This window comes from Kitasatospora sp. NPDC057542 (assembly GCF_042801945.1).
Lineage (GTDB): Bacteria > Actinomycetota > Actinomycetes > Streptomycetales > Streptomycetaceae > Kitasatospora.
Genome location: NZ_JBHVFE010000100.1, coordinates 1 through 23063, shown reverse-complemented (window position 1 = coordinate 23063; position 23063 = coordinate 1). Strand labels below are relative to the sequence as shown.

Below are 23063 nucleotides of genomic sequence, written 5' to 3'. Positions count from 1 at the left end.
GCTCGGATCTCCAGATCAGGACAGCAGGCGCACAGGGCCAGCGACCGGCAAAGCCGTCAGCCTCACCCTCCCCAGTGAAGATCACCAACAGCATCCGGGAAGTGAGCCAGAACCCGGGTTTGGACAGTATGTGTTCAGGGCTTCGGCCAGCAGTGCCTTGGGGGAGCTGTTCGATTGGCTGCATGCTCCCGGTTGGCCTGGTCCTGTGCCGGAGTGATCGCGGCGGGGAGGCGGGCTGCTTTCTCTCGGGCCGGGGGGAGCGAAGTGTCGTGGCTTATGGCCTACATCTCGTCGCGTCGCAGTGAGGCTGTGAGGGTGTCGAGTTCGGTGAGCCGTGCTGCGGTGTCGAGGCGGGACGCGGTCGCGACAAGGAGGAGTTCGGTCACGGCAACCTGGTGGGTGAGGGGTGCGATCGGTCCTGCGGCTTCGTGGGGCAGGGGGATGAGGATCTGGGCGTGGTCGGCCAGGGGTGATTTCCAGGCGTCGGTGACGAGCAGCAGGCGCGCGCCGCGTTCGCGGGCCGTGCGGACGTAGGCGGAGGTGGGGGCCGAGTAGCGCCTGAAGTCGTAGGCGACGACGAGGTCGTGGGGTGTGATGTCGAGAAGGGATCGGGCTTGTTCGTGTGCGGGCCCGGGGACCAGTCGCACCTCTGGGCGCAGTGCGCCCAGCTGGCGGACCAGGTAGTCGGCGGCCAGTTCGCTGAGCGGGCCGCCCAGCGCCCAGACCGAGCGGGCTGCTGCGAGGGCGTCGGCCGCCGAGTCCAGCAGAGGGGTGTTCACGGCCGCCAGCGCGCTGGACAGGCCGTCCTGTAGTTCGCGTGCGGCGCTGCCGGTGTCAGGGGTCCGGGCGGCAAACGCGCGCAGCCTCGACCGGTCCTGGGCGTCGGCTCGGACGCCGGCCTGGAAGTCGGTGAACGAGTCGAAGCCGAGCCGGTCGACCAAGCGGGAGGCGGTCGGCGGGCTCACCTGGGCGCGGTCGGCGAGCGTGCGCAGGGATTCCAGCGCGGCGAACGGATAGTCCTCCAGGATCACCCGGGCGACCGCGCGCTCGCCCCGCGGCAGCCTGGGGTAGGCGGCTTCGAGTCGGGACACCACGGATTCCATGACCCGAATGTTACATCAAGAGATCATTGACGGGTCAAATGAAACAAGTGTTACGTTCCTGGTCATGGAAACCTGGCAAGGGCTCATCGACAGCCGCTACCGGCGTTGGCTGCCGGTCACCGACCGCACCCCGTCCGTCTCCCTCAACGAGGGCAACACCCCGCTGCTGCGCTCCCGGCACCTGTCGGATCTCACCGGCTGCGACGTCCGGCTCAAGGTCGAGGGTGCCAACCCCACCGGCTCCTTCAAGGACCGCGGGATGACGGTGGCCATCAGCAAGGCCGCGGAGGCCGGCGCCGGACTCGTCGTCTGCGCCTCCACCGGCAACACCAGTGCCTCGGCCGCGGCCTACGCGGCGCGGGCCGCGATCGCCTCGGCCGTCCTGGTCCCCGCGGGACGCGTCGCCCTCGGCAAGCTCGGCCAGGCGGTCCGCTACGGCGCACGCATCGTCGAAGTGGCCGGCACCTTCGACGATTGCCTGCGCATCGCCCGCGACCTCGCCGCCCACCACCCGGTGGCCCTCGTCAACAGCGTCGGCAACGAGCTGCGCCTGTCCGGCCAGCAGACCGTCGCCTACGAGACCGTCGACGCGCTCGGCACCGCCCCCGACATCCACTGTCTGCCGGTCGGCAACGGCGGCAACATCACCGCCACCTGGCGCGGATACCGCACCTACCACGCCGAAGGACACGCCGACCGGCTCCCGCGCATGTGGGGCTTCCAGGCCGCCGGAGCAGCACCGCTGGTGCACGGCGCTCCCGTCGCCGACCCGCAGACCGCCGCCACCGCGATCCGCGTCGGCGACCCGGCCACCTGGGAGGGAGCCGTCGACGCCCGAGACCAGTCTGACGGCCTGATCGCCGCCGTCACCGACGAGCAGATCTTCGCCGCCTACCGACTCCTGGCCCGCCACGACGGCGTCTTCGTCGAACCGGCCTCCGCGGCCGGCGTCGCCGGGCTCCTCGACCAGCACAGCCGCGGCCATCTCGCCCCGGGCCAGACAGTCGTCATCACCCTCACCGGAAACGGCCTGAAGGACCAGGACGCCTCACTGCGCGACGGCTACACCCCACTCGAAACCACCTCATCCACCGCCCACGTCGCCCGCGCCCTGGCACTCACCACTCCCGGCTGAGCCCCGGCGACGGGCGCGCCCTCCCCGACGAGCCCTTCCCGCGCCTGACCGCAGCAAGGACGATCCACCCCGCGCCTGTTCGATGTGATCGCCCCATAGGTGCTGTCCGAAGCCCGGTTCTGGCTCAAGCTCTGCGGAGCTCGGCCGTGTGCGTGCGGAGCGACCTCGGAGCAGATCGCTGACCTGCTGATTTCCATCTCCCGAGGTTCCGATGTACCCGGCCCCGGACCGACACCACAGGAGTTGAGCCAGAGCCCACGTCGACGCGGTCTTCCAGGCCCTCGTCCTCGGTAGTCCGGACGGCCAGGGCCTATCGCGGAAGCCGCCCTCACCCGGCGCTGACGCCTGACGCCCCACGGCGTTCCTCCTCGCGGGGCGATTCAAGCAGCCGTTTTTCACCGTACGCCGGCCAGGGGGCCAGTCCTTGTCGCCGAGGCCGTCGTTGCGCGGTGGGCCGGCGTCCGTAATCCGGTTACGTTGATAGAGCACGTGGTCAGAGGGGGTAACAAGCCGTAACCCACCGGGGACACTGTATGACTGGCCTGACCGTCATCCTGCTGCTCGTGGTCCTGGCCACGGCCGTGGCGACCGGTGCCCGGCGCTGGCGCTTGCCCGCTCCCTCGCTCCTCGTCATCGCCGGTCTGGTCGTCGGGCTCATTCCCTGGGTTCCCGAGGTCCGCCTGCCGCCTCACGTGATCAGCGTGCTGGTGCTGCCGCCACTGCTCTACGCCTCGGCCGGGGAAATCTCTGTCCGCGACCTGCGCAGCGTGTGGCGGCCTGTGACCGGCCTGGTCTTCGGTCTGGTCCTGGCCTCGGCCATCGCCGTCGCGTACGTCGCCCGAGCGATCACCCCGCTCACCACCGCGACCGCGTTCATCCTCGGCGCTGTCCTGGCCAGCACCGACCCCGTGGCCGTCACCGCACTCGGCCGGCGCCTGTCCCTCCCAGCGCGTGTGCAGGCCATGGTGCAGGCGGAAAGCCTGTTCAACGACGCCACGTCGCTGGTTCTGTACAAGGTCGCCGTGGCGACCGCGGTTTCCGGCAGCGCCATCACCGTGTCCGGGACCGTCGAGCAGTTCCTGATCCTCGCGGGCGGAGGAGCCCTCATCGGCGCGGCGGTCGCCGCAGTGGTGACCCTCATCCGCAGACGGACCGAGGAACCCGTGCTGGAGACCGTCATCGCATTGGTCACGCCGTACGCCTCGTACGTCATCGCGGAGGACTCGCACGCCTCCGGCGTGACCGCCGTCATCGTGTCCGGGGTCGTCCTCGGCAGCACCGGCCACAAGCTCAGCAACGCCCCCATCCGTCTCCAGATCCACGCCGTCTACGACACCGTGACTTTCCTGCTGGAGAGCGTCGTCTTCGCCCTCATCGGTCTCGAGCTCCCCTCCACCGTCCGTCACCTCGCGCACGACGAGCACGGCTGGCCGCTGTGGGTGCCGGTGATCGCCTTCACCGTGCTGGCGATCCGCCTGCTGTGGATCTTCCCGCTGTCCGCCCTGATCCAGTACCGGCACAAGGAGGGCGACAGTCGCCTCTCCTGGCGCGTTCCGGCCGTCCTGTCCTGGGCGGGCACCCGAGGCGTCATGCCGCTGGCTGCCGCGCTCTCCATCCCCCTGGTCACCCACACAGGGGCGCCGCTGCCGCACCGGGCGCTCATCCTCACGCTCACCACCGGTACCATCGCGCTCACCGTCGTTTTCCAGGGCTTCACCCTCGCTCCTGTCGTCCGCCGCTCGGGCATCGCTCTGGAACCGGAGCACACCGCCCGCGAGGAGGCCCGGACCCGCCGGCACATTGCCCACACCGCTCTCGAAGAGCTCAGACAGCTTGGCGATCTGGATGAGCTCGCCGAACTGGGCACGGCCGCTGAGGCCGCCTTGAAACAGGCCCGTCGCGATCTGGAAGCGCGCATCCACCAAGCGGAGGATGCCCACTACAGCGACCCGGACGCCCGTCCCGCCGACGCCTACCGCGAGATCCGCCGGACACTCATCGGCATCGAGGCGGCCGAGCTCCAGCGCCTCTACGAGGCAAACACGATCAGCAACGCCACCCGGCGCCGGATCCAGCGCGAACTCGACCTCGAGGAAGCCAGCCTCCGTGCCCGTGACTGACGGGTCTGCGCGGCAAGCGATACCCGCATCCGTACTGCGCGAACTCGGCCGCAGTTACCACCACGCCCGGCACTACGGCTTCGGCGAACCCTTCAGGACGCGGACGGACCTCCCGTCCGGACCGCCGGGGCGGCTCCGGTCAGGACGGTGTCGACGGCACGCGTCGCGTCGTGCTCGTCGAGCGGGAGTTGACGGAAGACGATCCGGAGCCAGGCGGCTCCGGCCAGCAGGTCCATCAGGAGCATCGGGTCCGTGTCTGGCGGGAGTTCGCCGCGGGTGACGGCACGCCCTTGGTGAAGCGGGCCACGATGAGCGGGGCGGCGGGCGGCGGGGATGTCGGGTAGGAGTCGTACCGGCCCCTGCTGACCTGGCCCACGGGCCTTGTGCACCCGCAGGACTGACGCACCGCCGTGATCACAGGCGGCCGGACATCGAGATCCCCGACAGAGTCAAGTTCAGAGCCGGATGGGGAGGTGGCGGGGGCCGCGGAGCATGGCGGCGTGCCGGTAGGGGGGTGGGTCCTGGAGGAGGGTTGCGCCGGTGAGTCGGGGGATCAGTGCGCCGAGCGCGGCCTGGGCTTCGATGCGGGCGAGCGGTGCGCCGTAGCACAGGTGGATGCCGCTGCCGAAGCCGAGGTGCTGGTTGTCCGGGCGGGTGGGATCGAACCGGTCGGGATCGTGGAACCGCTTGGGGTCGCGGTTGCCTGAGGCCAGCACGAGCACGACGGAGGTGCCCTTGGGAAGGGTGGTGCCGGCGATGTCCACGTCGGCGAGGGGGATGCGTTGCCGCATGTGGACCGGGGACTCGTAGCGCAGCAGCTCCTCCACCGCGGCCGGTAGCAGGTCGGGTTCGCGGCGCAGCCGGTCCAGTTGGTCGGGGTGGCGCAGCAGGGTGAGGACTCCGTTGGTGATGAGGTTGACGGTGGTTTCGTGTCCGGCGATGAGGAGCAGTACGGCCGTTTGCGCGAGTTCCTCGTGGGTGAGCCGCATGGTCGGGTCGGGTTCGTTGATGTACGCGGAGAGCATGTCGCTGGTGGGCTGGCCGCGGCGCTGTTCGGCGAGGTTTACCAGGTACTGGCCCATCTCGATCCGCGCTTGCTCGCCGGCCCGGTCCCGCTCGGCGGAGGACTCCTCGTCGGGTCTGACGTCGGCGGAGGCCACGATCGCGTCGGACCATTGCCGGAACTGTGGTTCGTCTTCCTGGGGGACGCCGAGCAGTCGGCAGATGACGGTGACGGGCAGCGGGTAGGCGAAGTCGTCGACGATGTCGATCTGGGTGCGGTCCTGGAGGTTCTGGAGCAGTTCCCCGGTGACTTCGGTGATCTGGCCGCGCATGGCGTCGACGCGGCCGGGGCTGTGCGGCGGGCCGAACGGTCGCATGGCCAGGCTGCGCAGCCTGTGGTGCTCGGGGTCGTCGAGCCGTAGGAACGGCGGCTTCGGTGTCTCGTGGGATGGCTGCGCGGATGGGGCAGTGAGGCTGCGGGGGTCGGCACTGATTCGTGGGTCGTGGAGGAGCGCGGTGATCTCGTGGTAGGTGCCGATCAGGTAGCTGCCGTCTGCCTGCCGCACGACGGGACCGGCTTCGCGCAGTTCCGCGTAGAGCGGGTAGGGGTTGGGGCGGTTGGCGTAGTCGGTGATCCGTTCCAGGAGGGTGTCGGCGGCGGCCATGGGGTACGGCTCCTCGTGCGTTGGGCGGGATGTGGGTCAGGTGGGCTGGACCACGGTCAGTCGGCGGTCGGGCAGGTGGCCGGTGAGCGCGACGGTCGGGCCGTGGGAGAGCCCCTTCGGATCCGGCACGTCGGAGGGGAGCGGGATCTCGGCCGCGAGCGGGCGGTCGGACGCGCCGGGCGCGGGCGGGAACGGGGCGGCGGTCTCGATCAGGTGCGTGTAGTAGTCGAGTGACTTGGCCATATTGACGGTGACGGCGGCGGTGACCCGTCCTTGGTAGCCGTAGACCATTGCCAGGCGACGCTCCTCCAGCGTGCCTTGGGCGATGACCACGTGGTCGGAGAAGGTGGGCACGCCCACGGACTTGATGTTGAGCCCGAACTGGGTCGACCAGAACGTCGGGAGGGCAAGGTGCGGGCGGCGCAGGGGGCCGGGATTGACCATGTTGTGGGCGGCGACTTCGGCCTGCGCGACCGCGTTGCCCCAGTGCTCCAGGGAGAGCATCTGGTAGCCGAACAGCGGGTGGGGGAAGCGGGAGACGTCACCGGCCACGAAGACGTCGTCAGTGACGATGCCGTACATGTCGAAGGCCCGGCACCCGGCGTCGCAGGCGATGCCGCGCGGGCCTGCTGCCAGTCCGGAGTCCGCCAGCCATTCGACGTTGCGGACCGCACCCAAGGCCGCGACGCACAGGTCCGCCTCCACGTGGCTGCCGTCGGACAGGTCCGCACCGGTGAACCGGCCGTTCCCGTCGCCACGCAGGGCGGTGACGGTCACCCCGCAGCGCAGGTCCACCCCGTGGTTGCGCTGCATGGCGGCCGCGAGCTTCGACAGGGTGCCGCCGAGCGCGCCCACCAGGGGGGCTGGGCCGCGTTCGGTGACTGTGACGTCGAGACCGCGTTCCCGGCAGGCCGAGGCGATCTCCGAGCCGGTGAAGCCACCGCCGATCACCAGCACCCGCCGTGGCCCCGCGGCCAGCCGCTCGGCCAGCCCGGCGGCATCCTCGCGGGTGCGCAGGGCGAACACTCCGTCCAGGGCGGCCTCCTCCGCCTTGGGCCAGGGCCTGGCCCGGGTGCCGGTGGCGATCAGCAGCCGGTCGAACGGCAGCGATTCGCCGTCGGCCAGCACCACCCGTTTCCCGAGAGGGTCCAGGCCGGTGGCGCGCACCCCGAGCCGCCAGTCGGCCTCCGGGTTCCGGCGCATCGGCAGAGCGGTGGACTCCGCCGCGACCGGGCCGAGCAGGACCTGCTTGGACAGCGGCGGCCGGTCGTAGGGCGGATGGGGCTCGTCCCCGACCACGGTCAGGGAGCCGGTGAAGCCCTCCTCGCGCAACGTCTCGGCGGCCCGCAACCCGGCCAGCGACGCGCCGACGATGACGATCCGGCCTTCTCGAAGGTCAGCGGCCACCGGGGCTCACCTCCTTGCCGAGGAGGATGGCCTGGACCGGGCACGCCGCCACGGCCTGGCGCACGCGCTCCAGCTGGTCGTCGGGAGGGGCCGGGGCGTACAGCAGCCCCTCCTCCCCGTGCAGCTGGAACACCTCCGGCGCGAGGAACACGCACTGCGCATAGCCCTGGCAGCGTGTGAGGTCCACAACGATCTGCATCCCACTACTCCCTCCGTCGCCTCCCCTCTGCGTTCCAGAGTGAGGGAAAGGCCGGACCTTCGCATGGCTACCGCGCCGGTGACAGGGCATCTCAGCGTCCAGCGCGCGAGCGGTTGCCCGTTTGCAGGGTGAGAGGTTCTGTCCGCGCGGGGGCGCTCGTTCAGGCGGGGGGCGGTTGCCGGGCATCCGGCCGGGTGGACCCCGGGCCTGGTGGGCGTGGACATGGGCGGGCCTTCGCCCGGTACGGAAAGCTGCCCCGCCTTCGATCCTGCCTGCGGACGGGCCCTTCACGCCAGCGCACGCCGTCACCGGGGCCGGCCGCCCAACCGGGTGTTCTCCCGGGCCGGCGGACCCAGCGGCAGCGAGAGCCTGTCGGCCGCGGCGAGGAAGGCCGTGCTGATGTCCAGGCCCGCCGCCCAGCCGGGGGCCTTCTCGGCGTCGGTCAGGTCGCGGTGCCAGTCCGATGCCTCGGTCACCGGCTCCTTCTCCGGTTCCCGGTCCTGGGCGAGCGGGTGCACGTCCGGGACCTCCGGCGGTGCCGGGTCGAAGGCGTCCTTGGGCCGGGAGCCCTCCACCGGGCCGGACGTCCGGCCGGTCTCGGTGCGCAGCGCGCGGGTCGGCGGGCGCAGCGCGGTGACGAGTTCCAGGCCGGGGACGGCGGTGGAGCCACGCGGGGTGAGCACGCGCTTCGCGTAGGTGCCGAGGAGGCGGGCGAGGCCGGGGGCGTCGAGGCCGTCGGGGGTCTGCCAGCCGCCCCGCCCGCAACGCGCGGCTGACGAACTCCCGGAACTCCCGGACGGGCACGTACGGCAGTGCTCGCGAATCACCCGATCGCCCGGTGGTGCTCCGCAGGCGGGCCCAGGATGAGCAGTGATACGTTGCGCATACGTTCGACTACGTGAGGTGATGATCATGTCCTTCTGTGAACCCACTCCCGCCCAGCGCGCCGCCGTCCTGGAGCTGGTTGCCGCCGACGCCCCCGCAAGCACGTCGCCTGAGCAGGCACCGGAGATGCTCGGCCTGCTGCTGCTCGCGGCGCTGCTGTCGGCCAACCCGACCAAGCAGGAGCCGGTCGAGGACGCGTTCGAAGGCGTCCTGCAGAGCCTGTCCTGCGCCATGGCGTTCTGAGCGAGCGGCTGGATTCCGCCGGTGACCCGTACCTCCGGTTGCGCGTCGGTCGAAACGGCGACGCACCTGTTGGCGGACGACATCGCCCGTGCCCTGAGCGGCGCGGGCGATGCGTTCCGTCTGGAACAACTCGCCGCCCGGCACACCGAGGCGGCCGGACTGGGGGCCCTGCGGGCGCTCGGCACGGACGTGCTCGCGCCGTTCGTCCTGGACCGCCGCCCGCTCGCGCCCGCAGACGTCACGCTGCTCAGCGAGGCCGTCCGGGCCTTCCCCGCCCCGCTGCCGGCCGACCCCGCCACCGCGCGGCTGTGGGCGCTGCGCGACTGGGCACTCAGCCGCACCCTGGCCGACCTCGGCGTCGACGCGCTCGGCTGGGTCGGGCTGAGCGAACCGAGGGAACCGGCGGAGGACGAGTGCGCGCCGTGGCCGACCTGGACCGCCTCGCTCGGCCGACTCTCCGCGCTGGCCCTGCCCGCCCTGGCGAGCCCGCAACGCGAGCAGGCCAAGGTCCGCCGGCTCGACCTCGGACGCGGGCTCACCCACGCCCTGCTCGTGCGCGACCGGCTGCGCGCGGCCCGGCTGGCCCGCTGGCTCGCCCTGGACGCCCGCACCCACCCGGAGCCGCTGTTGCCGCCCGCGCTCGACCACCTCGACGCCCTCGCCGTCGACCAGCCGCGGGTGCGGCTGGAGACCGCAGTGGCCCGCCGCTACCTCGACCATCCGGAGGCCGTGCGCTGATGGACCTCGCCGCGCTCACCATCCCCCACCAGATCGGCGCCCGGGCGCTGGCCTGGCTGGACTCCGTCCGCGGCTGCTTCGCGCTGCCGCCCGACGTGCCCGTGCACGAGATCGACGGACCGAGCCTCAAGGCGCTGAGCGAACTGGCCCTCGCCGCCTCGCTGGTCAAACGCGAGACGGTCGGCGGGCCCGACACCGCGCGCACCGCGGACACCCTGCTCGACTTCGCCTGGCAGCAGTTCCGCGCCGGCGACCTGCTGGACGAGATGCAGCGACACACGCCCGCCGCGACCCATCCGATGGAGATCTACTCCAGCTTCGCCGCGGTCGGCTACCGCCACCAACCGCTGGAGGACGTGCTGGCCCACCTGGTCGGCACGCGGTCCGCCCGGGTCCCCGAGCACGTACCGAACCGTCACCTGGCGGTGGTGGCCGCAGTGCGCCGGATCGGCCTGCCCGACCACAGCGACCGCGCGGCACTCGTCGAGCGCACCTGGCTCGGCGGCCGGCCCGAGCCGTGGATGCTCGACGCGAACAACGCCTACGGCGTCACACACACCGTCTTCCACCTCACCGACTGGGCCGCCGACCCGGACGGGCTGCCCGAGCACCTGCACGAGTACCTGCACCGCTGGCTACCCGCCTGGGTCGAAGTCTTCGCCGCGACCCGCAACTGGGACCTGCTCGGCGAACTGCTCGCGGTGGGCGCCTGCCTGCGGCAACCGCTGTTCTTCCCCGCGGTCTGGGAGCTGCTGGCCCAGGCGCAGTGGAGGGACGGCATGATGCCCAACGGCGTCACCAGGCCGCCGGACGAGCCCGAACGCGCCTTTCGCAACCACCACCACCCGACCATCGTGGCCGTGGTCGCCGGCACGCTCACCATCTCCCGGGCACTGACCACCGCAGGCGCGTCGGCATGACGGTCGACGCCGGCCGGGCAGAACTCGCCGAACTGCTCGTCGCCGGTACCGCCGAGCTCACCCGGGAGCCGTCGGTACCGGGCTTGGTGGTGGCCGCCGTCCGCGGCCCCGAGTCGGCGGTGCACTGCCAGGGGGTGCTGCGGCGTGGTGGGGCGGCGCCGGTGGGCCCGGACACACGATTCGAGACCGGGTCACTCACCAAGACCTTCACGGCCCTGCTCCTGGCCGACCTGGCCACCCGCGCCGAGGTCGGCTACCAGGAGCAGATCACCGCCTACCTCCCCGCCCACGCCCGACCGCGACGCAGTTCGGTGACGCTGCTCGACCTGGCCACCCACCGCGGCGGGCTGCCCCGCCTGCCCCCCGGCTTCCTCCGGCGGGCCGGACGGCGTCTGCTCGCCGACCCGTACTCGCGCTACACGCTGGACGACCTGTACGCGGCCACCGCCCGCCTGCGCCCGACCCGCGGGCCCGCGGCGGCCCGGTACTCCACCTTCGGCCTCGCGTTGCTCGGACAGCTGCTCGCGAACGCCACCGGGCAGCCGTACGACCGGCTCCTCGCGGACCGGGTCCTGCACCCGCTCGGGCTGACCCGGACCGGCACGACCACACTGGCCGACGACCCGACGGCGGCGAGCGGGCACCGGCGCGGACGCCCGGTGCCCTACTGGACCTTCCAGGCGATCGCCCCGGCGGGGGCACTGCACTCCACCGGGACGGACCTGCTGCGCTACCTGCAATCCCAACTGGCACCTGGCCAGGGACCGCTGGGTACCGCCATCGGCCGGACACAACGGCCCGGGCCGACAATCGACGCCGGACCGGAGCAGTTCAGCCCCGGCTGGTTCTGCCGGACCCACAACGGACGCACCCGGTTCTGGCACTCGGGCGGCACAGGCGGGTTCACCAGCTACCTGAAGTTCTGCCCGGACACCGCAGCCGGCGTCGCGGTCCTCGCCAACGCCACACCGTCCAGGCGCCAACACGTGATCTCCCTCGGGCAGCGGCTCTTCGGGCAACTGATGACGACCGCCACCTGACCGGGCGGTTTCGTCCCTGGTTCGGGGGCTGAGGTTCCGCGCCACGTCGGGGTGGCTTGTCGGGCCAGCGTTGTCGGTGTTCCAGCCTGACGCCGACGGCCGACCGTGCCCGGCCGGCGTCGAGCCTGCCGCTTCCGCCCGGACTGTGGCGCGATCACATGTCCGGGCATACCGTGCGCAGCTGCGACGGCCCGCACCGGGCGCCCGGCCGCTCAGCGGGCCAAGGCCCGGGCGTCGCCCATCACCACCACCGGGTGCAGCGCGGGGTCGAGGGCGAGGAGCAGTTCGCGCATGCGGTCGGGGGACAGTCCGATGCAGCCGTGGGTGGGCCCGCCGTGGTCGACGTGCAGCCAGATGCCTCCGCCGTACCCCCCGCCGCGCGGTCGGCGCCGGTCGAGCGGGGAGGAGCCGGGTACACGGTTGTAGTCGATGGCCACCACGTAGTCGAAGGCCCCGGCGAGCGGCTCGCCCGCGAAACCGGTGCCGGAGATGCTGAAGGCGTCGGAGCGGTCGTAGCGGAGCCGGGTGCCAGGGTCGGGCAGGCGCCCGCCGGCGTCGCCGAGGGTGAACACGCCGATCGGCGAGCGCAGATCGCCCTCACGGTGGTCCGGGGTCCAGCCGTCCCGGGCGTTGCGGGTGGGCCAGGACGGACCGGCGAGCCAGCCCGTGCCGTCGTTGCGGTAGAGGACGGCACGGCCGGCCGAGGCGTCGGGGCCGTCACCGGTGACGACCAACGCCTGCCGCGTTCCGGCGGGTATGGCTGCCAGCAGGTCGGGCCCGACCCCGGGGAGCTGGCGCGGCAGTTCGGGCGGCGCGGGTCGGGCGGCCCGGACCGCCTCGGGCGGCAGCAACGTGGGCGGTACGGGCGCGGGAGCGGCGGGTGTGTCGGGGACGGCCGCGGCCGGTGGCACGGGCCCTGCGGCGGTGTCGGGCGCGCAGCCCACGAGGAGCAGCGCCAGCCCGGCGAGGGCGCGACGGGGTAGGGACATGGCGGTTCAGCCTTCGGGAAAGGGGCTTCGGGAGAAGCCGGGAGAGGAATGTCAGAGGCGGGAGGCGGGGGTTCGGATCAGCCCCGCAGGGTCTTCGGCGTGGTGGCGCGGCTCCCGGTGGTGGTGCGCAGGGAGTCGAGCACCTGCTGCAGCTGCCGTAGCGTCGGGTCCGACGGTTCGCGCAGGCAGGCGTTCAGCTTGATCAGTGCGGGAACGCCGTCCCGAACGACGACGCGGTGCCCGACGAGCTCCCGGGTGCCGCCGTACATCGTGCAGAGCGCCTCGGGCGTGCCCTCGGTGAGGGCGGCCGGGCCTATGGGGGTCTGCCCGATCCGGGCCGGGTCGTCGATCAGCTGGAGGGTGGCGAAGACACCGTCGGCGGTGAGCGGTCCGGCGAGTACGCAGATGCCGGCCCTCGGGCAGGACGACTTCGTGTCGAGCGGCTGGGTGGCGAGGAAGCCGATGCCCTCACGGGAGTCGCTGGTGATGCCGTCGCGGGTGTGCCAGCCGTTCGGCACGTCGACGGCCACGTCCGACAGCGACGGGAAGCGGATGGTCGTCCCCGGGGGCAGGACCGTGCCCGGAGCGGGCGGGACCGAGGCCACGGCGGGCGGCATCCCCGCCGGCCCCGCGGCCGCCCCCCGGTCCGGGGCCGGTGCGACGGCGGGTGCGGCCGCCAGCGCGGCGGCGACCAGCCCGCCGGTCAGTCCGGCGCCGATCGTGGCGGCCCGCCGCCGCCGGGACCGGGTGCGAACGGCGCGGGCGCGGACCCGGTCCATGCGGTCCTCGGGGGCGGCCAGGTCCGGTACGGCCTGGTGGAGCAGGTACCGCAGCTCCTGCTCCTCCTCGCCGTCAGCGGCCCCGTGGGCGTCCGGGTCCAGCAGGTCACGTCCGGTCACGGTGTCCTCCGTCCAGCAGCAGTTCCCGGTCCGGCAGCCGACCGCGCAGAGCGGCCAGCGCGCGGTGCGTCTGGCTCTTGACCGTGCCGGTGGAGCAGCGCAGCACCTCGGCGGTCTCCTGCACGCCGAGGTCCTCGAAGAAGCGCAGCACGACCACGGCCCGCTGACGCGGCGGCAGAGCCCGGACGGCCTGGGCGACGACCTGCCCCAGCACCACGTCCTCGTACGGGTCCGCGCCCGCCGTCGGCCGGTCCGGCAGTTCGCCGTGCGGCAGTTCCCCGGTCCAGCGGCGGCGCCACCAGGAGACGTGGCAGTTGACCAGGACCTTGCGCAGGTACGCCTCGGGACGGTCGAGGGAGATCCGCTCCCACTTGGGCCAGACCTTGGCGAGTGCGGTCTGCAGCAGGTCCTCCGCCTGGTGCCGGTCGCCGGTCAGCAGCCAGGCCACGCGCAGCAGTTTCGGGCCGCAGGCGGAGACGAACTCCTCGAAGTCCGGTGTCTCGTCCCTCATCGTGCTGTCCCTGCCATGGTGTCCGTGCCGCTCCCGTCAGCTGTGGTGGCCGGGTCGGCCGCGGCGGTCGTGTCGTTCTCACGGCTGCTGAACGCGATGGGTGACGCGGCCGGTTGTCCGCCGGGCGGACGAATTTTTTTGCGGCCGGCGCGAAGCGGCGGGGCGCGCAGGCGTCCGGGGTGCCGCGCACACTGGAACGTCGAACTCGTACTGCCCCGCCGCACGAGCTGCTGGAGCTTCTGTCTCTCCTGCGAAGTCAGCCTGCGGACCCTGACCGGTGGTGCCATCCTGCCTCCCCCGCTGGTTGGAAACGACATCGTTTCCAACCAGCACAGCGAGCAACCCGGCGAACCTGTGCGGTCACAGCACTCTAAAAGGCTCTGGTCCCCCCAGCTCCCGCCCAGGACCACGGCCACAAGCCACGCCCCGGGGCCGGCGATAGCGATCGGCGCCGGCTCTTCACCGCGATACAGCGGGACATTTCACCCCGCACCCGGCCCCACCGTTCACCATCCCCGACCAACACCTATGACCAGGGAGAAGAATCCCGACCACCCCAGTGAACAGCCACGCCGAGCCACTGAAAACCAGACACCGGTCATCACGGGGGCCAGACGTCCGCGCGCTCTGCCGCCGGTTATCCGCCGTCCGTGATCCGGATGATGGTCTTGCCACGGGCGTGGCGGCCGGGGGCGAACGCGGCGGGTGCCTCGGCCAACGCCCTGACCTCGCCGACGATCGGCTTGAGCCGTCCGTCCCTGAGTCGCCGGACCAGGTCCGCGAGCCGGGCACGGTCGGGCTCGACGACGAAGAAGACGGCCCGGCCGTCCCGCGGACGGACCTCGGGCGGCGAGGCGATGGTGACCAGCGTGCCCCCGGCCCGCACCAGCGGGGCCGAGCGCTCCTGGACCTCGCCGCCGATCACGTCGAGGACCAGATCGACCTCCCCGACACCCTCCAGCCGATCGGCCTGCAGATCCACGAAGGCATCCACGCCCAGCCCTACAGCGGTGTCCCGGTCGCCGGCCCGGCCCGTGCCGATCACCCGCGCCCCCGCCTCACGCGCGAGCTGCACCGCGATCGACCCCACACCGCCCGCGACCCCGTGGACCAGGACGGTCTGCCCCGCGGTAAGCCGGCCGTGGTCGAACAGGGCCTGCCAGGCGGTCAGCCCCGAGATCGGCAGTGCGGCAGCCGCCGTGTGGTCGACGTCCGCCGGAAGCGGAGCCAGATTGCGAGCCTCCACCGCGGTGTACTCGGCCAGCGAACCGTCCCGGGTCCAGTCGGCCAGCCCGAACACCCGCTGGCCCACCGAGAGACCGGTGGTGCCGTACCCGAGTTCGGCAACGACGCCCGACAGCTCGTGTCCGGGCACACTCGGCGTCCGGTCGCGCCCGGCGCGATCTGTCCACGTTCCCGGCCAGGCGAGTTCCCCCGGGGTGAACCCAGCGGCATGCACGCGCACGATGACGTCGTTCTCGGCGAGGTGGGGGTAGGGCACCTCCGTCAGCGACATTCCCTCGACACCGGCGGCGCGGTCTCGAACGGCGACGGCCTGCATGCCAGGTCCTCTCTCCGGTGGTGATTCAGGCTCCGCCCCCCTTCGAGCGATCCGGAAACAGGCTGCCACGAACTCCCGCAGCCCGCCTGCTGCCGACCGAAGCCGGCCCTGGGTCAGGCCTCGGCGATGTTCCTGCCCGGCATCGGCTCCGCGAGTGCTGTCCGCCATTCAGGCGAACCGAAAGCATCCGCGAAGTACTGCGTCTCGTGCACCACATGCCCGTGGGCAAATTCCATGATGCTCACCGAGTAGGTGGGCACCCCGTCGTACGTGATGACGCACTCGCTCACCCACAGATCCCCGCTGCCAACGATCCGGTGAACAGCGAAGTGCCGACTGGCAGGGTGACCGCCACGTTGCGCCGAAATCGTCGAGCGGCCCCGGAATCGTTCACCTGACTGGGGGTAGTCGAGGATCGCGTCCGCCGCGTAGATGGCGTGCTCGGCTTCGGTATCCCCGCTTTCCGATGCCCGCCAGTGTTCCTCGACTGCGGCCCTGGTCCGGATGTCAGCATCCATCGCACTGTCCCCTCTGCAGGCAGCCGGATCGATCCGGGGACCTGGGAACACTTCGAGGCTTCCCCAGGGCGACGGGCCGTTGAACGTCATGGGCAACGGTCACAGCGTAGATCGCCAAGGCAGCGACTCGGCTTTAGGACACTGCGGATCAAGATCGGACAACTCGTGATGCGTAGAAATCCTTGGTGCCCAGGCCGGCGACGGGATCGTCGGTGGTCACGGTTCGCAGCGGCGTCGCGCACGGTACGGGCGGAGAGCGAGGCCGCGCGGGGCGGCCGTTCGGTGTGCGGGTGGTAGCGGTTCCCGATCGCGGCAGGCAGTGGGCCCGGGCGGATCGGCGCGGCTCGGCCCGCAACGGGGCGGAGCGATGCGATGCTGCGCCAGTACGAGGAGCAGCGTGTGGACGCGGTGGTTCACTGGCGACTCGACGGGCTGTTCCGGGACGGGCACCGGCGGGGACTGCTGTCGGCGCCGCCCGGGCTGCCGGGTGGGACCGCCTTCGGCTCGACGGTGAACGACTTCAGGCGGTCATGCCGACGACCCGCGACGATGAGCAGGAGGTGGGCCCGTGACCGGGGCAACCGGCAGGGTGGCGTTGGTGACAGGGGCCAGCAGCGGAATCGGTGCGGCCACCGCGCGCCTTCTGGCCGCGCGGGAGATGCGCGTGGTGGTCAACTACCTCCGCAGCGACACGGCGGCCAGGGATGTCGTGGCCGGCATCGAGGCCGCGGGCGGCCGGGCCATGGCCGTGCAGGCCGACGTGCGCGAGGCAGTGGCCGTCGATGGCATGGTCGAACAGGTCCGGGCGGCATGGGGCGGCATCGACGTGCTCGTGCACAACGCGCTCACCCCGTATGTGATCAAGCCGTTCCAGGACATCACGTGGGAGGAACTGGGCGGCAAGCTCGACGACGAAATGCGTGCGGCGTTCGCGGTCACCAGAGCCGTTCTGCCCGCCATGACCGAACAGGGCTGGGGTCGCATCATCTATCTCGGTACCGGCCTCAGCCGCTCGCCCCGGGAGGGCATGATCGCACTGGGCACGGCCAAGGCCGCGCTGGCGCAGTTCGCCCGGTACCTCGCTCAGGAACTGGGCCCGCAGGGCATCACGGTCAACGTCGTCGAGCCCGGCCCGGTGGAGGACACCCGCATGGCGAAGGTGTTCGACGACGAACACAAGCAGCGGCAGGTGACCGCCACCCCCTTGGGCCGCCTGGCACGCCCGGGCGACGTCGCCCAGGCCGTGGCCTTCTACGCCAGCGAGGACAACGCCTTCATGACCGGCACCACGGCCGCGGTCAACGGCGGCATGTCCATGTACTGACGCCCCGCCCTCCCGCGCACACCGGGCCCGACCGTGCCGGTCCGGTCGACGGCCGGACCGCACCCGGCACACCGTCACCTCGGCGCCGTGGGCCGGCCGTGGGCCGGCCGTGGGCCGCAGCAGCCGGGCACGCGCAGGAGCACGGCAGTGACACGACCAAGGAAGACGTCCATGTACACGATCGATCTCGCCTACGTCGGACGGGGCCTGCACGAGGAACTGGTCGCCTACATCGCCGACCAGCAGGGCTACTACGCCGACGAGGGCGTCCACGTCGCGCTGCGCGACGGCTGCTCCTGGGACGAGGAACGGCTGCGCCACGGCGCCACCATCGGCCTCGGCCGGGCACTGCTGTCCCGACTGGCCGACGGCCTCCCCTGGGTCGCACTCACCGTCAACACCCACCGCCCTCTGTTCTGGTTCCTCGCCCGCCCCGGCCTGACCTCCCTGGCCGACCTGGCCGGCCGACGGCTGGCGGTACACGCCCCCCACACCGCACCCGGATGCTTCGCCCGGATCGTGCTGCGCCGGGCCGGCCTCGACCCGGACCACGACATCCACACCGTCGTCCGCACGCCCGGCGACTACGGCATGGACCTGCGCCGGCTGCATGACGGCGGCATCGACGCCGCCCTGGTCGGCAGCACCATGGCACCGGAGGCGGTGGCTGCCGAGCACGGCTGGCAGGTGCTGGCCTGGATCGGCGACCACTTCCGGATTCCCACCGTCGGCGTGGCCGTCGACCCCACCCGTATCCACCCGGACGACCCCGCGGTCCAGGCCGTCGTACGGGCCCACCGGCGAGCCCTGCAGGTAATCCACCACGAACCCGACACCGCGGTGCGGCACGTCCGAACGTTCCTCGGCCGACACACCGCGGACGAGGCCCGCGCCCACTACGAGAGGTTCATCGCACCGTACTTCACCACCGACGGCCAGGCCGACCTCGCCGTCGGTGCCACCGCGATCAGCGCGGTCGCCACCGAACTCGGCGTCCCTGCCACCGTCACCGCAGCCGAGTTCTACCGCACCGCGACCGCCGCACCCTAGGAGCCCCGCGACGCCGGCATCGGGTGTGGCGAAGGCGGCCACGTCGAGCAGGGAGACACGCGTTCATGGACGTCTACGAGGCGGTCACCCGCCGGCGGGTGGTGCGCGGATTCACCGACCGGCCTGTCCCGACGGAGGTGCCGGAGCGCGTGCTGTCCGCTGCGGCCTGGTCATCGTCCCGAGCCGACCTCACCACGCGGAGGGCAGGCGGCACGTCCAGGCCGTGATGGCCCTGGCCCGACGACGGTTGAACGTCCTGTGGGCGCTGATCCGCGACCGACGATGCTACCACGTCACACCCCCAGTGACCGAGGCGGCTTGACAACGACATCAGGAAGCGAAGAACGTGCTGGCCAGCAGGACGTTCACCGCGGTGCCCGCGACGATGCTGAGCAGTGCGTTGCGGCGCCACAGGTACAGGGCCACCGTCACGACGAGCGCCGCCAGCGGCGCGACCGCGCTCGACCAGGACGGCGCGAGGTCCCGCAGGCAGTACACCAGCAGGACCACCATCACACCGGCCGGCATCCGGGCGCCGAGGTACTGTACGACCCGGCTGGTGCGCAGCATGCCGAGGAGGCCGAACGGCACGGCCCGCAGGGCCCAGTTGACGGCCGCCGAGATTCCCACGGCGAGCAGCAGATAGCGGGTGTCAGGCACGGCGCGGCCCCTTCCGCACGCGGGCCGCGTACCGGACCAGCAGGGCTCCCGTGAACAGCGCGAAGGCCACGGGCAGCAGTTCGGCGGGCGCGAGGAGCCGGGCGGCCAGCGCGCTGAGCAGCGCGAGGACGGGCGTCGGCAGGTCGCCGCGGCGTTCGGTGACGGCGTCGAGGGCGAGGACGGCGAACAACGCGGTCATCGCGAAGTCCAGGCCGGTCACCCGCTCCGGGATCAGCGTGCCGAGCAGCGCGCCCGCGGTGGCGCCGCCGACCCAGTAGACCTGGAGGAGCGCCTGCAGGGCCAGGATGCGCGCGCCGGACCACGTCCGGGCCCGCCCGCCGGCGGTCATGGCGTACGCCTCGTCGGTGAGCGCGAAGGTGCTGTAGGCCTTGCCGAGGCGCCCATGCACCCGGTCGCAACAAAATCATGCTCGATGCCATCGATCGAGACATCTTGTTTCACCTGAGCCAGGACGGCCGCCTCACCAACGTCGAACTCGCCAAGCGCGTCGGCCTGACTCCGCCGCCCTGCCTGCGCCGCCTCAAACGCCTGGAGGAGGCCGGCGTCATCGCCGGCTACCACGCCGTCATCAACCCCGAGGCCGTCGGCCGGGGCCTGGAGGTGATGGTCGACGTCGAGGTCTACGCCAACGACCTGAAAACCATCGAGCGGCTGGAGGAAACCCTGTCCTCCTACGAGGAGGTCGTCGAGTTCCGCCGAATGTTCGGCCGCCCCGACTACTTCCTGCGCGTCGCCGTCGCCGACCACGACGCCTACAACGCCTTCCTCACGTCCAAGCTCACCGGCCTGCCCGGCATCCTGCGCGTCGAGTCCCACCTGACCATGAAGAAGATCAAGACCGCCCCCTGAGCAGAGCGCCCCGCTTCCCGGTCGCGCCCCTCCTCCCGGACGCGCAGGTTCCGGTCAAAATTCGGCCAGGTGTGCCAATCCGCCGTTCCCGCTCTGTCACCGCAGTGATCACCCCCGCTAGGGTGCGGCGCGTCCCCGCTGTTACGCCCTCCCGCGCCGCTCACCCGGCGGGGAGACGAACGATCGGAACGCCTCGCCGTGACCAGGATCCTCCGTCAGCTGATGACCCGCGCGGGACGGGCGGCCGCGGCCGTCGCCGTACTCGCGGCCGCTCTCACCGGCACCGCCGCCACCCCGGCCACCGCCGCCTCCGGCAGCTGGAGCTGCTCCGGGGCACCCGTCCCGGCGGGCTACGTCATCACCATGTACAACGCGAGCGGCTGCAACAACCACGGCTCGTGGTACCAACAGCCCGCCCAGGACCGCCTCTGGACCTGCTCCGGCTCACCGATCGTCTCCGGCTACGTGCTGACCAACTACGACTCCCGCGGCTGCAGCGGCGTCGGCGCCTGGTACCACGAGCTCGTCCGCAACGGCATCTGGACCTGCCCCTACTCCCCCATCCCCGCCGGCTACCGCAGCACCACCTACGACGCCCGCGGCTGCAGCGGCCTCGGTGCCTGGCTCACCGTCAAGATCTGAGCCCGCCCACCCCGGCCGCCCCGGTGCGGTGTCCCGGTGTCCTCTCCCGGGCGGAGGGGACACCGATCCGTCCCGCCCGGGCAGGATGCCCGCGCGCCGGTGATCCACCGCGCGCCCACGTCTGCTGGCCGCCTGCCTGGAGGCCGGCGGTGGCAACCATCCAGCGGCCCGGCCGGCGAGCAGCCGGCTGGACAGCCTGGTGAAGCACAGCGCCGGCACCCGGGAGTCGTCGAGTTCGACGGTGCCGGTGCCGGTGCCGGTGCCGGTGCCGGCAACGAGCGGGCGGCCCGCAGGATCCCGGCGGTCACCTCCTCGCGGGTGCGCGCCGCTACGGAAGGGCGGCCGTGGGTGGTCCGTCTGACTCCCTGCCCGGTGAGACCACGTTGCCGCACCTCGGCCGGGTGGCAGCGTGCTGCCGCCTGGATGTGAGAGACCTCCTGCCGCCGCCGGTCACCCGGGATGAGCGCCGTCTGCTCTTCAAGGACTACCGGCCGGACGGCGAGGGCTACCCGAACGCGGCGGCGCGGGAACGGGTGGCCGCGTTCTGCGGCGTGCCGCAGGGATGATTCGGTCGGTCTCCGACGCCCGGTTCGAGGCCGGACTGGACTGGGCGCGGGTCTGGTCCAAGGGCCACGGCGGGTCGTTGGCGGCGCCCGCCAGGGCATCGGTCGGTGGGTACGCGATCGGGACGTGGCTCTCTGAGCTGCGGGCCTCGGCCCAGGTGCCGGCCGACCAGCCGAGTGCACTGTCGCCGGAGCGGCGTCGGGCGTTGGAGGAGATCGACCCGTGATGGTGCCCGGCCTGGCCGATCACCTGGCAGCGCGCCTACGCCACCGCCCGGCAGTGGTGGCTGGAGGTCGACGGCCGCGTCGGCTGGACCACGCTGCCCTCCGACACGGTGTTCGAGCGCGAGCAGCTCGGCCGCTGGGTGCAGGCGCAGTGCGCCGACTGGCCCGGACGGCGGACCTGATCTCCAGCCGGCACTGACCGGGTAGTCCGGCAGTCCGGCAGTCCGGCCACGACCTCACCGCCCCGGGCCTGCTCCTCAACGGCAGTCCACGAGACATAAAACACACATAAGGACAGGCTGGCCTTAGTAAGGCTAGGCTAACTTCATGATGAATCTGCTGCTGGCCGCGAAGACGGCCGGATACACCACGCCCGAAATCTGGCGGGTCCTCACCAAGGCCGGCTACTTCGTCGGCCTGAGCGGCACCATCGGCAGCACAGTCACCTACATCGCCGCCGTGCGCCCGGCCCTCAGGGCCGAGAGCACCACCCCCGAGGACGCCGCCGCGCTGCGCAGACGGTCGGCCGGCTACCTGGCCTGGGCGGGCGTTGTCCTGCTGGTCACCGGGTACTTCCAACTGGCGGCGCGCGTCGCCAGGGCCGGCAAGGGCATGCCCTTCGGCGACGCCCTGGCCCCCGCCCGGATCGCGGACTTCCTCGACGCCCCGGCGGCCAAGGGTGCCTGGATCGCGCAGGGCACGCTCTACCTGCTGCAGAACATCGTGCTCGTCGCCACCGCCGTCGCACTGATCGCGCTGTTCGTCCCGGCGGTGCGCCGCCACCTCGACCGCCTCGCCCTCGCGGCGCTGCCCGCCGCCCTCGCGGTCACCCTGATCGCCGGCATACCGGCCACCGCGCCCACCGACCTCGACCGCTGGCTCGACCCGGCGTTCGACCAGATCCACATCGTCTCCGGCACCGTGTGGCTCGGCGGCCTGGCCCTGCTGGTCGTCCTCGCGGGCACCCGCAGCCGCCTCGGCGAGGGCGCCGGCCTGCTGTGGGCCGACATCTGGCGCCGCTTCAGCCTGGTCGCCATGGTGTGCGTCGGCGCGGTCACCGTCTCCGGCCTGTGGCTCAGCTGGAAGCACGTCGGCGCAGTCCCCCAGCTGTGGACCACCGGCTACGGCATCGCCCTCCTGGTGAAGATCCTCCTGGTCCTGGGTCTGGTCACGGCCGGCGCCTTCAACCAGTTCTGGTTGATGCCGCGGATCGCGCAGGCCCGTCGTGCCGACGACTCCGCCTCGCTGCTCCACCTCACGCTGCGCCACTTCCCGAAGGTGGTCTGGGGCGAGGTCGCCCTCGGCGTCGCGGTGCTGGTGGTCCTGCCGTTCATCGCCGGGTCCGCCCGCAGCGAGGCGGGCAGCGCCAAGGCGGTCTCCGACGGCAGCGTCTTCGCCGCCGGCGCCGCGCTGGTGGCCGCCCTCGCGGTCTCGCTGTATGCCACCGCAAAGGTGTCCGACGCCCTGTCGCGCCGCCCTGCCGCCGCAGCCGCCGCGCCCGCCGCGGCCTGACGGGAGCCGTCCCGCTCCCCGGCGGGAGCGGGCACAGCACGCAAGGAGGGCCCCGGCGTGACCTTGAGTTTGACGGGTCGGACTTCGTCTCATCGGACTTTGACCACCGACGGATTCGGGGTTGTGTCGGGGTTGGTGGCTAGGGTGCGCTGTCGTGGGCGCTGCTGATCTTGGCCACCGGGCCTGCGTACGCGGCCCAGCCGCCGTACCCGAGCGCGGTCCACACCTGCGCCTCGTGCGCGGCGGTACCCGTGTCGCATCGGATGCGAGGAACTCGCATCC

The 23063-nt window shown here is 72.1% G+C and carries 26 protein-coding genes and 1 pseudogene; 14 read left to right on the top strand and 13 right to left on the bottom strand.

Features of this window, described 5'->3' with window-relative positions:
* Window positions 1–281: 281 nt before the first annotated feature.
* Window positions 282–1103 carry a MurR/RpiR family transcriptional regulator gene (locus ACFU7Y_RS15550; RefSeq protein ID WP_380768244.1) on the bottom strand — a complete coding sequence of 274 codons (822 nt, stop codon included), beginning with the start codon at window positions 1101–1103 and terminating at the stop codon, window positions 282–284.
* A 64-nt stretch (window positions 1104–1167) separates the two neighbouring features.
* Between ACFU7Y_RS15550 and thrC the strand changes: the two genes are divergently transcribed.
* Together thrC and ACFU7Y_RS15540 are read left to right on the top strand one after the other, a co-directional pair.
* Window positions 1168–2238, top strand: a complete 1071-nt coding sequence (thrC, locus tag ACFU7Y_RS15545) for a threonine synthase (RefSeq protein ID WP_224277613.1) — start codon at window positions 1168–1170, stop codon at window positions 2236–2238.
* 533 nt (window positions 2239–2771) lie between these two features.
* Window positions 2772–4358, top strand: coding sequence for a Na+/H+ antiporter (locus tag ACFU7Y_RS15540; RefSeq protein WP_380768242.1), 1587 nt, complete (start codon window positions 2772–2774; stop codon window positions 4356–4358).
* Window positions 4359–4450: 92 nt separating this feature from the next.
* On the opposite strand, the gene ACFU7Y_RS15535 is transcribed toward ACFU7Y_RS15540, so the two are convergent.
* The 5 genes from ACFU7Y_RS15535 to ACFU7Y_RS15515 form a co-directional block, all read right to left on the bottom strand.
* Entirely contained in the window at window positions 4451–4747 is a 297-nt protein-coding gene (locus ACFU7Y_RS15535) for a TetR-like C-terminal domain-containing protein (protein ID WP_380768240.1), read from the bottom strand.
* A gap of 66 nt (window positions 4748–4813) precedes the next feature.
* Window positions 4814–6025 carry a cytochrome P450 gene (locus ACFU7Y_RS15530; protein WP_224277609.1) on the bottom strand — a complete coding sequence of 404 codons (1212 nt, stop codon included), beginning with the start codon at window positions 6023–6025 and terminating at the stop codon, window positions 4814–4816.
* A gap of 36 nt (window positions 6026–6061) precedes the next feature.
* The gene (locus ACFU7Y_RS15525) at window positions 6062–7432 is read right to left on the bottom strand and encodes an NAD(P)/FAD-dependent oxidoreductase (protein WP_380768238.1); all 1371 of its coding nucleotides are present in this window, start codon (window positions 7430–7432) and stop codon (window positions 6062–6064) included.
* Window positions 7422–7631, bottom strand: coding sequence for a ferredoxin (locus tag ACFU7Y_RS15520; protein WP_224277605.1), 210 nt, complete (start codon window positions 7629–7631; stop codon window positions 7422–7424). Before ACFU7Y_RS15520 ends, ACFU7Y_RS15525 begins: the two co-directional genes overlap by 11 nt.
* 305 nt (window positions 7632–7936) lie before the next feature.
* Window positions 7937–8314: a hypothetical protein gene (locus tag ACFU7Y_RS15515; protein ID WP_224277603.1), complete on the bottom strand. Its 378-nt coding sequence runs from the start codon at window positions 8312–8314 to the stop codon at window positions 7937–7939.
* A 229-nt stretch (window positions 8315–8543) separates the two neighbouring features.
* Between ACFU7Y_RS15515 and ACFU7Y_RS15510 the strand changes: the two genes are divergently transcribed.
* Genes ACFU7Y_RS15510 through ACFU7Y_RS15495 form a run of 4 tightly spaced genes read left to right on the top strand, consistent with a single transcriptional unit; the run spans window position 8544 to window position 11457 of the window.
* Window positions 8544–8759, top strand: coding sequence for a hypothetical protein (locus tag ACFU7Y_RS15510; protein ID WP_224277601.1), 216 nt, complete (start codon window positions 8544–8546; stop codon window positions 8757–8759).
* A 21-nt stretch (window positions 8760–8780) separates the two neighbouring features.
* Window positions 8781–9497 carry a hypothetical protein gene (locus tag ACFU7Y_RS15505; protein ID WP_224277593.1) on the top strand — a complete coding sequence of 239 codons (717 nt, stop codon included), beginning with the start codon at window positions 8781–8783 and terminating at the stop codon, window positions 9495–9497.
* Window positions 9497–10417: a DUF6895 family protein gene (locus tag ACFU7Y_RS15500; RefSeq protein ID WP_224277591.1), complete on the top strand. Its 921-nt coding sequence runs from the start codon at window positions 9497–9499 to the stop codon at window positions 10415–10417. The genes ACFU7Y_RS15505 and ACFU7Y_RS15500 overlap by 1 nt, the downstream gene beginning before the upstream one ends.
* Window positions 10414–11457 (top strand): serine hydrolase, encoded by a 1044-nt coding sequence (locus ACFU7Y_RS15495; RefSeq protein WP_224277589.1) that lies wholly within the window; start codon window positions 10414–10416, stop codon window positions 11455–11457. The genes ACFU7Y_RS15500 and ACFU7Y_RS15495 overlap by 4 nt, the downstream gene beginning before the upstream one ends.
* A gap of 212 nt (window positions 11458–11669) precedes the next feature.
* Here the strand turns inward: ACFU7Y_RS15495 and ACFU7Y_RS15490 are convergent, their stop codons facing one another.
* The 5 genes from ACFU7Y_RS15490 to ACFU7Y_RS15470 form a co-directional block, all read right to left on the bottom strand.
* A complete protein-coding gene (locus tag ACFU7Y_RS15490) occupies window positions 11670–12446 on the bottom strand; it encodes a L,D-transpeptidase family protein (protein ID WP_224277587.1) in 777 nt (258 codons plus the stop codon).
* Between the two features lie 77 nt (window positions 12447–12523).
* Window positions 12524–13345, bottom strand: a complete 822-nt coding sequence (locus ACFU7Y_RS15485) for a hypothetical protein (protein ID WP_380768234.1) — start codon at window positions 13343–13345, stop codon at window positions 12524–12526.
* On the bottom strand, window positions 13332–13856 hold the full coding sequence (locus ACFU7Y_RS15480; protein ID WP_224281243.1) for a SigE family RNA polymerase sigma factor: 525 nt from the start codon (window positions 13854–13856) through the stop codon (window positions 13332–13334). Before ACFU7Y_RS15480 ends, ACFU7Y_RS15485 begins: the two co-directional genes overlap by 14 nt.
* Window positions 13857–14493: 637 nt before the next feature.
* Window positions 14494–15417, bottom strand: coding sequence for an NADP-dependent oxidoreductase (locus ACFU7Y_RS15475; protein WP_224281244.1), 924 nt, complete (start codon window positions 15415–15417; stop codon window positions 14494–14496).
* A gap of 113 nt (window positions 15418–15530) precedes the next feature.
* Window positions 15531–16025 (bottom strand): nuclear transport factor 2 family protein, encoded by a 495-nt coding sequence (locus ACFU7Y_RS15470; protein WP_224281245.1) that lies wholly within the window; start codon window positions 16023–16025, stop codon window positions 15531–15533.
* Window positions 16026–16503: 478 nt separating this feature from the next.
* On the opposite strand from ACFU7Y_RS15470, the gene ACFU7Y_RS15465 reads away from it, so the two are divergent.
* The 3 genes and pseudogenes from ACFU7Y_RS15465 to ACFU7Y_RS15455 all read left to right on the top strand — a co-directional run.
* Window positions 16504–17259 carry an SDR family NAD(P)-dependent oxidoreductase gene (locus ACFU7Y_RS15465; RefSeq protein WP_380768232.1) on the top strand — a complete coding sequence of 252 codons (756 nt, stop codon included), beginning with the start codon at window positions 16504–16506 and terminating at the stop codon, window positions 17257–17259.
* A 171-nt stretch (window positions 17260–17430) separates the two neighbouring features.
* Window positions 17431–18309: an ABC transporter substrate-binding protein gene (locus ACFU7Y_RS15460; RefSeq protein WP_224281247.1), complete on the top strand. Its 879-nt coding sequence runs from the start codon at window positions 17431–17433 to the stop codon at window positions 18307–18309.
* 199 nt (window positions 18310–18508) lie between these two features.
* A pseudogene (locus tag ACFU7Y_RS15455) lies at window positions 18509–18631 on the top strand (IS110 family transposase); the annotation flags it as partial.
* Window positions 18632–18639: 8 nt separating this feature from the next.
* On the opposite strand, the gene ACFU7Y_RS15450 reads toward ACFU7Y_RS15455, so the two are convergent.
* Complete coding sequence (locus ACFU7Y_RS15450; protein WP_224281248.1) at window positions 18640–18969, bottom strand: branched-chain amino acid transporter permease; 330 nt, start codon at window positions 18967–18969, stop codon at window positions 18640–18642.
* Window positions 18962–19378, bottom strand: a complete 417-nt coding sequence (locus ACFU7Y_RS15445) for an AzlC family ABC transporter permease (protein ID WP_224281249.1) — start codon at window positions 19376–19378, stop codon at window positions 18962–18964. Before ACFU7Y_RS15445 ends, ACFU7Y_RS15450 begins: the two co-directional genes overlap by 8 nt.
* Before the next feature lie 17 nt (window positions 19379–19395).
* Between ACFU7Y_RS15445 and ACFU7Y_RS15440 the strand changes: the two genes are divergently transcribed.
* From ACFU7Y_RS15440 to ACFU7Y_RS15420, 5 genes are all read left to right on the top strand, one after another.
* Window positions 19396–19839: an Lrp/AsnC family transcriptional regulator gene (locus tag ACFU7Y_RS15440; RefSeq protein WP_380768230.1), complete on the top strand. Its 444-nt coding sequence runs from the start codon at window positions 19396–19398 to the stop codon at window positions 19837–19839.
* Between the two features lie 198 nt (window positions 19840–20037).
* A complete protein-coding gene (locus ACFU7Y_RS15435) occupies window positions 20038–20481 on the top strand; it encodes a hypothetical protein (protein WP_224281250.1) in 444 nt (147 codons plus the stop codon).
* Between the two features lie 425 nt (window positions 20482–20906).
* On the top strand, window positions 20907–21047 hold the full coding sequence (locus ACFU7Y_RS15430; RefSeq protein WP_224281251.1) for a hypothetical protein: 141 nt from the start codon (window positions 20907–20909) through the stop codon (window positions 21045–21047).
* Complete coding sequence (locus ACFU7Y_RS15425; RefSeq protein WP_224281252.1) at window positions 21044–21271, top strand: helicase associated domain-containing protein; 228 nt, start codon at window positions 21044–21046, stop codon at window positions 21269–21271. The genes ACFU7Y_RS15430 and ACFU7Y_RS15425 overlap by 4 nt, the downstream gene beginning before the upstream one ends.
* A gap of 325 nt (window positions 21272–21596) precedes the next feature.
* Window positions 21597–22781, top strand: a complete 1185-nt coding sequence (locus tag ACFU7Y_RS15420; protein ID WP_224281253.1) for a CopD family protein — start codon at window positions 21597–21599, stop codon at window positions 22779–22781.
* Window positions 22782–23063 lie beyond the last annotated feature (282 nt).

Excerpts from the sequence above, each read along its gene's own strand:
- ACFU7Y_RS15550 (WP_380768244.1), bottom strand. The coding sequence starts at position 1,103 with ATGGAATCCGTGGTGTCCCGACTCGAAGCCGCCTACCCCAGGCTGCCG.
- thrC (WP_224277613.1), top strand. The coding sequence starts at position 1,168 with ATGGAAACCTGGCAAGGGCTCATCGACAGCCGCTACCGGCGTTGGCTG.
- ACFU7Y_RS15540 (WP_380768242.1), top strand. The coding sequence starts at position 2,772 with ATGACTGGCCTGACCGTCATCCTGCTGCTCGTGGTCCTGGCCACGGCC.
- ACFU7Y_RS15530 (WP_224277609.1), bottom strand. The coding sequence starts at position 6,025 with ATGGCCGCCGCCGACACCCTCCTGGAACGGATCACCGACTACGCCAAC.
- ACFU7Y_RS15520 (WP_224277605.1), bottom strand. The coding sequence starts at position 7,631 with ATGCAGATCGTTGTGGACCTCACACGCTGCCAGGGCTATGCGCAGTGC.
- ACFU7Y_RS15510 (WP_224277601.1), top strand. The coding sequence starts at position 8,544 with ATGTCCTTCTGTGAACCCACTCCCGCCCAGCGCGCCGCCGTCCTGGAG.
- ACFU7Y_RS15500 (WP_224277591.1), top strand. The coding sequence starts at position 9,497 with ATGGACCTCGCCGCGCTCACCATCCCCCACCAGATCGGCGCCCGGGCG.
- ACFU7Y_RS15495 (WP_224277589.1), top strand. The coding sequence starts at position 10,414 with ATGACGGTCGACGCCGGCCGGGCAGAACTCGCCGAACTGCTCGTCGCC.
- ACFU7Y_RS15490 (WP_224277587.1), bottom strand. The coding sequence starts at position 12,446 with ATGTCCCTACCCCGTCGCGCCCTCGCCGGGCTGGCGCTGCTCCTCGTG.
- ACFU7Y_RS15480 (WP_224281243.1), bottom strand. The coding sequence starts at position 13,856 with ATGAGGGACGAGACACCGGACTTCGAGGAGTTCGTCTCCGCCTGCGGC.
- ACFU7Y_RS15475 (WP_224281244.1), bottom strand. The coding sequence starts at position 15,417 with ATGCAGGCCGTCGCCGTTCGAGACCGCGCCGCCGGTGTCGAGGGAATG.
- ACFU7Y_RS15470 (WP_224281245.1), bottom strand. The coding sequence starts at position 16,025 with ATGACGTTCAACGGCCCGTCGCCCTGGGGAAGCCTCGAAGTGTTCCCA.
- ACFU7Y_RS15460 (WP_224281247.1), top strand. The coding sequence starts at position 17,431 with ATGTACACGATCGATCTCGCCTACGTCGGACGGGGCCTGCACGAGGAA.
- ACFU7Y_RS15440 (WP_380768230.1), top strand. The coding sequence starts at position 19,396 with ATGCTCGATGCCATCGATCGAGACATCTTGTTTCACCTGAGCCAGGAC.
- ACFU7Y_RS15425 (WP_224281252.1), top strand. The coding sequence starts at position 21,044 with ATGATTCGGTCGGTCTCCGACGCCCGGTTCGAGGCCGGACTGGACTGG.
- ACFU7Y_RS15420 (WP_224281253.1), top strand. The coding sequence starts at position 21,597 with ATGATGAATCTGCTGCTGGCCGCGAAGACGGCCGGATACACCACGCCC.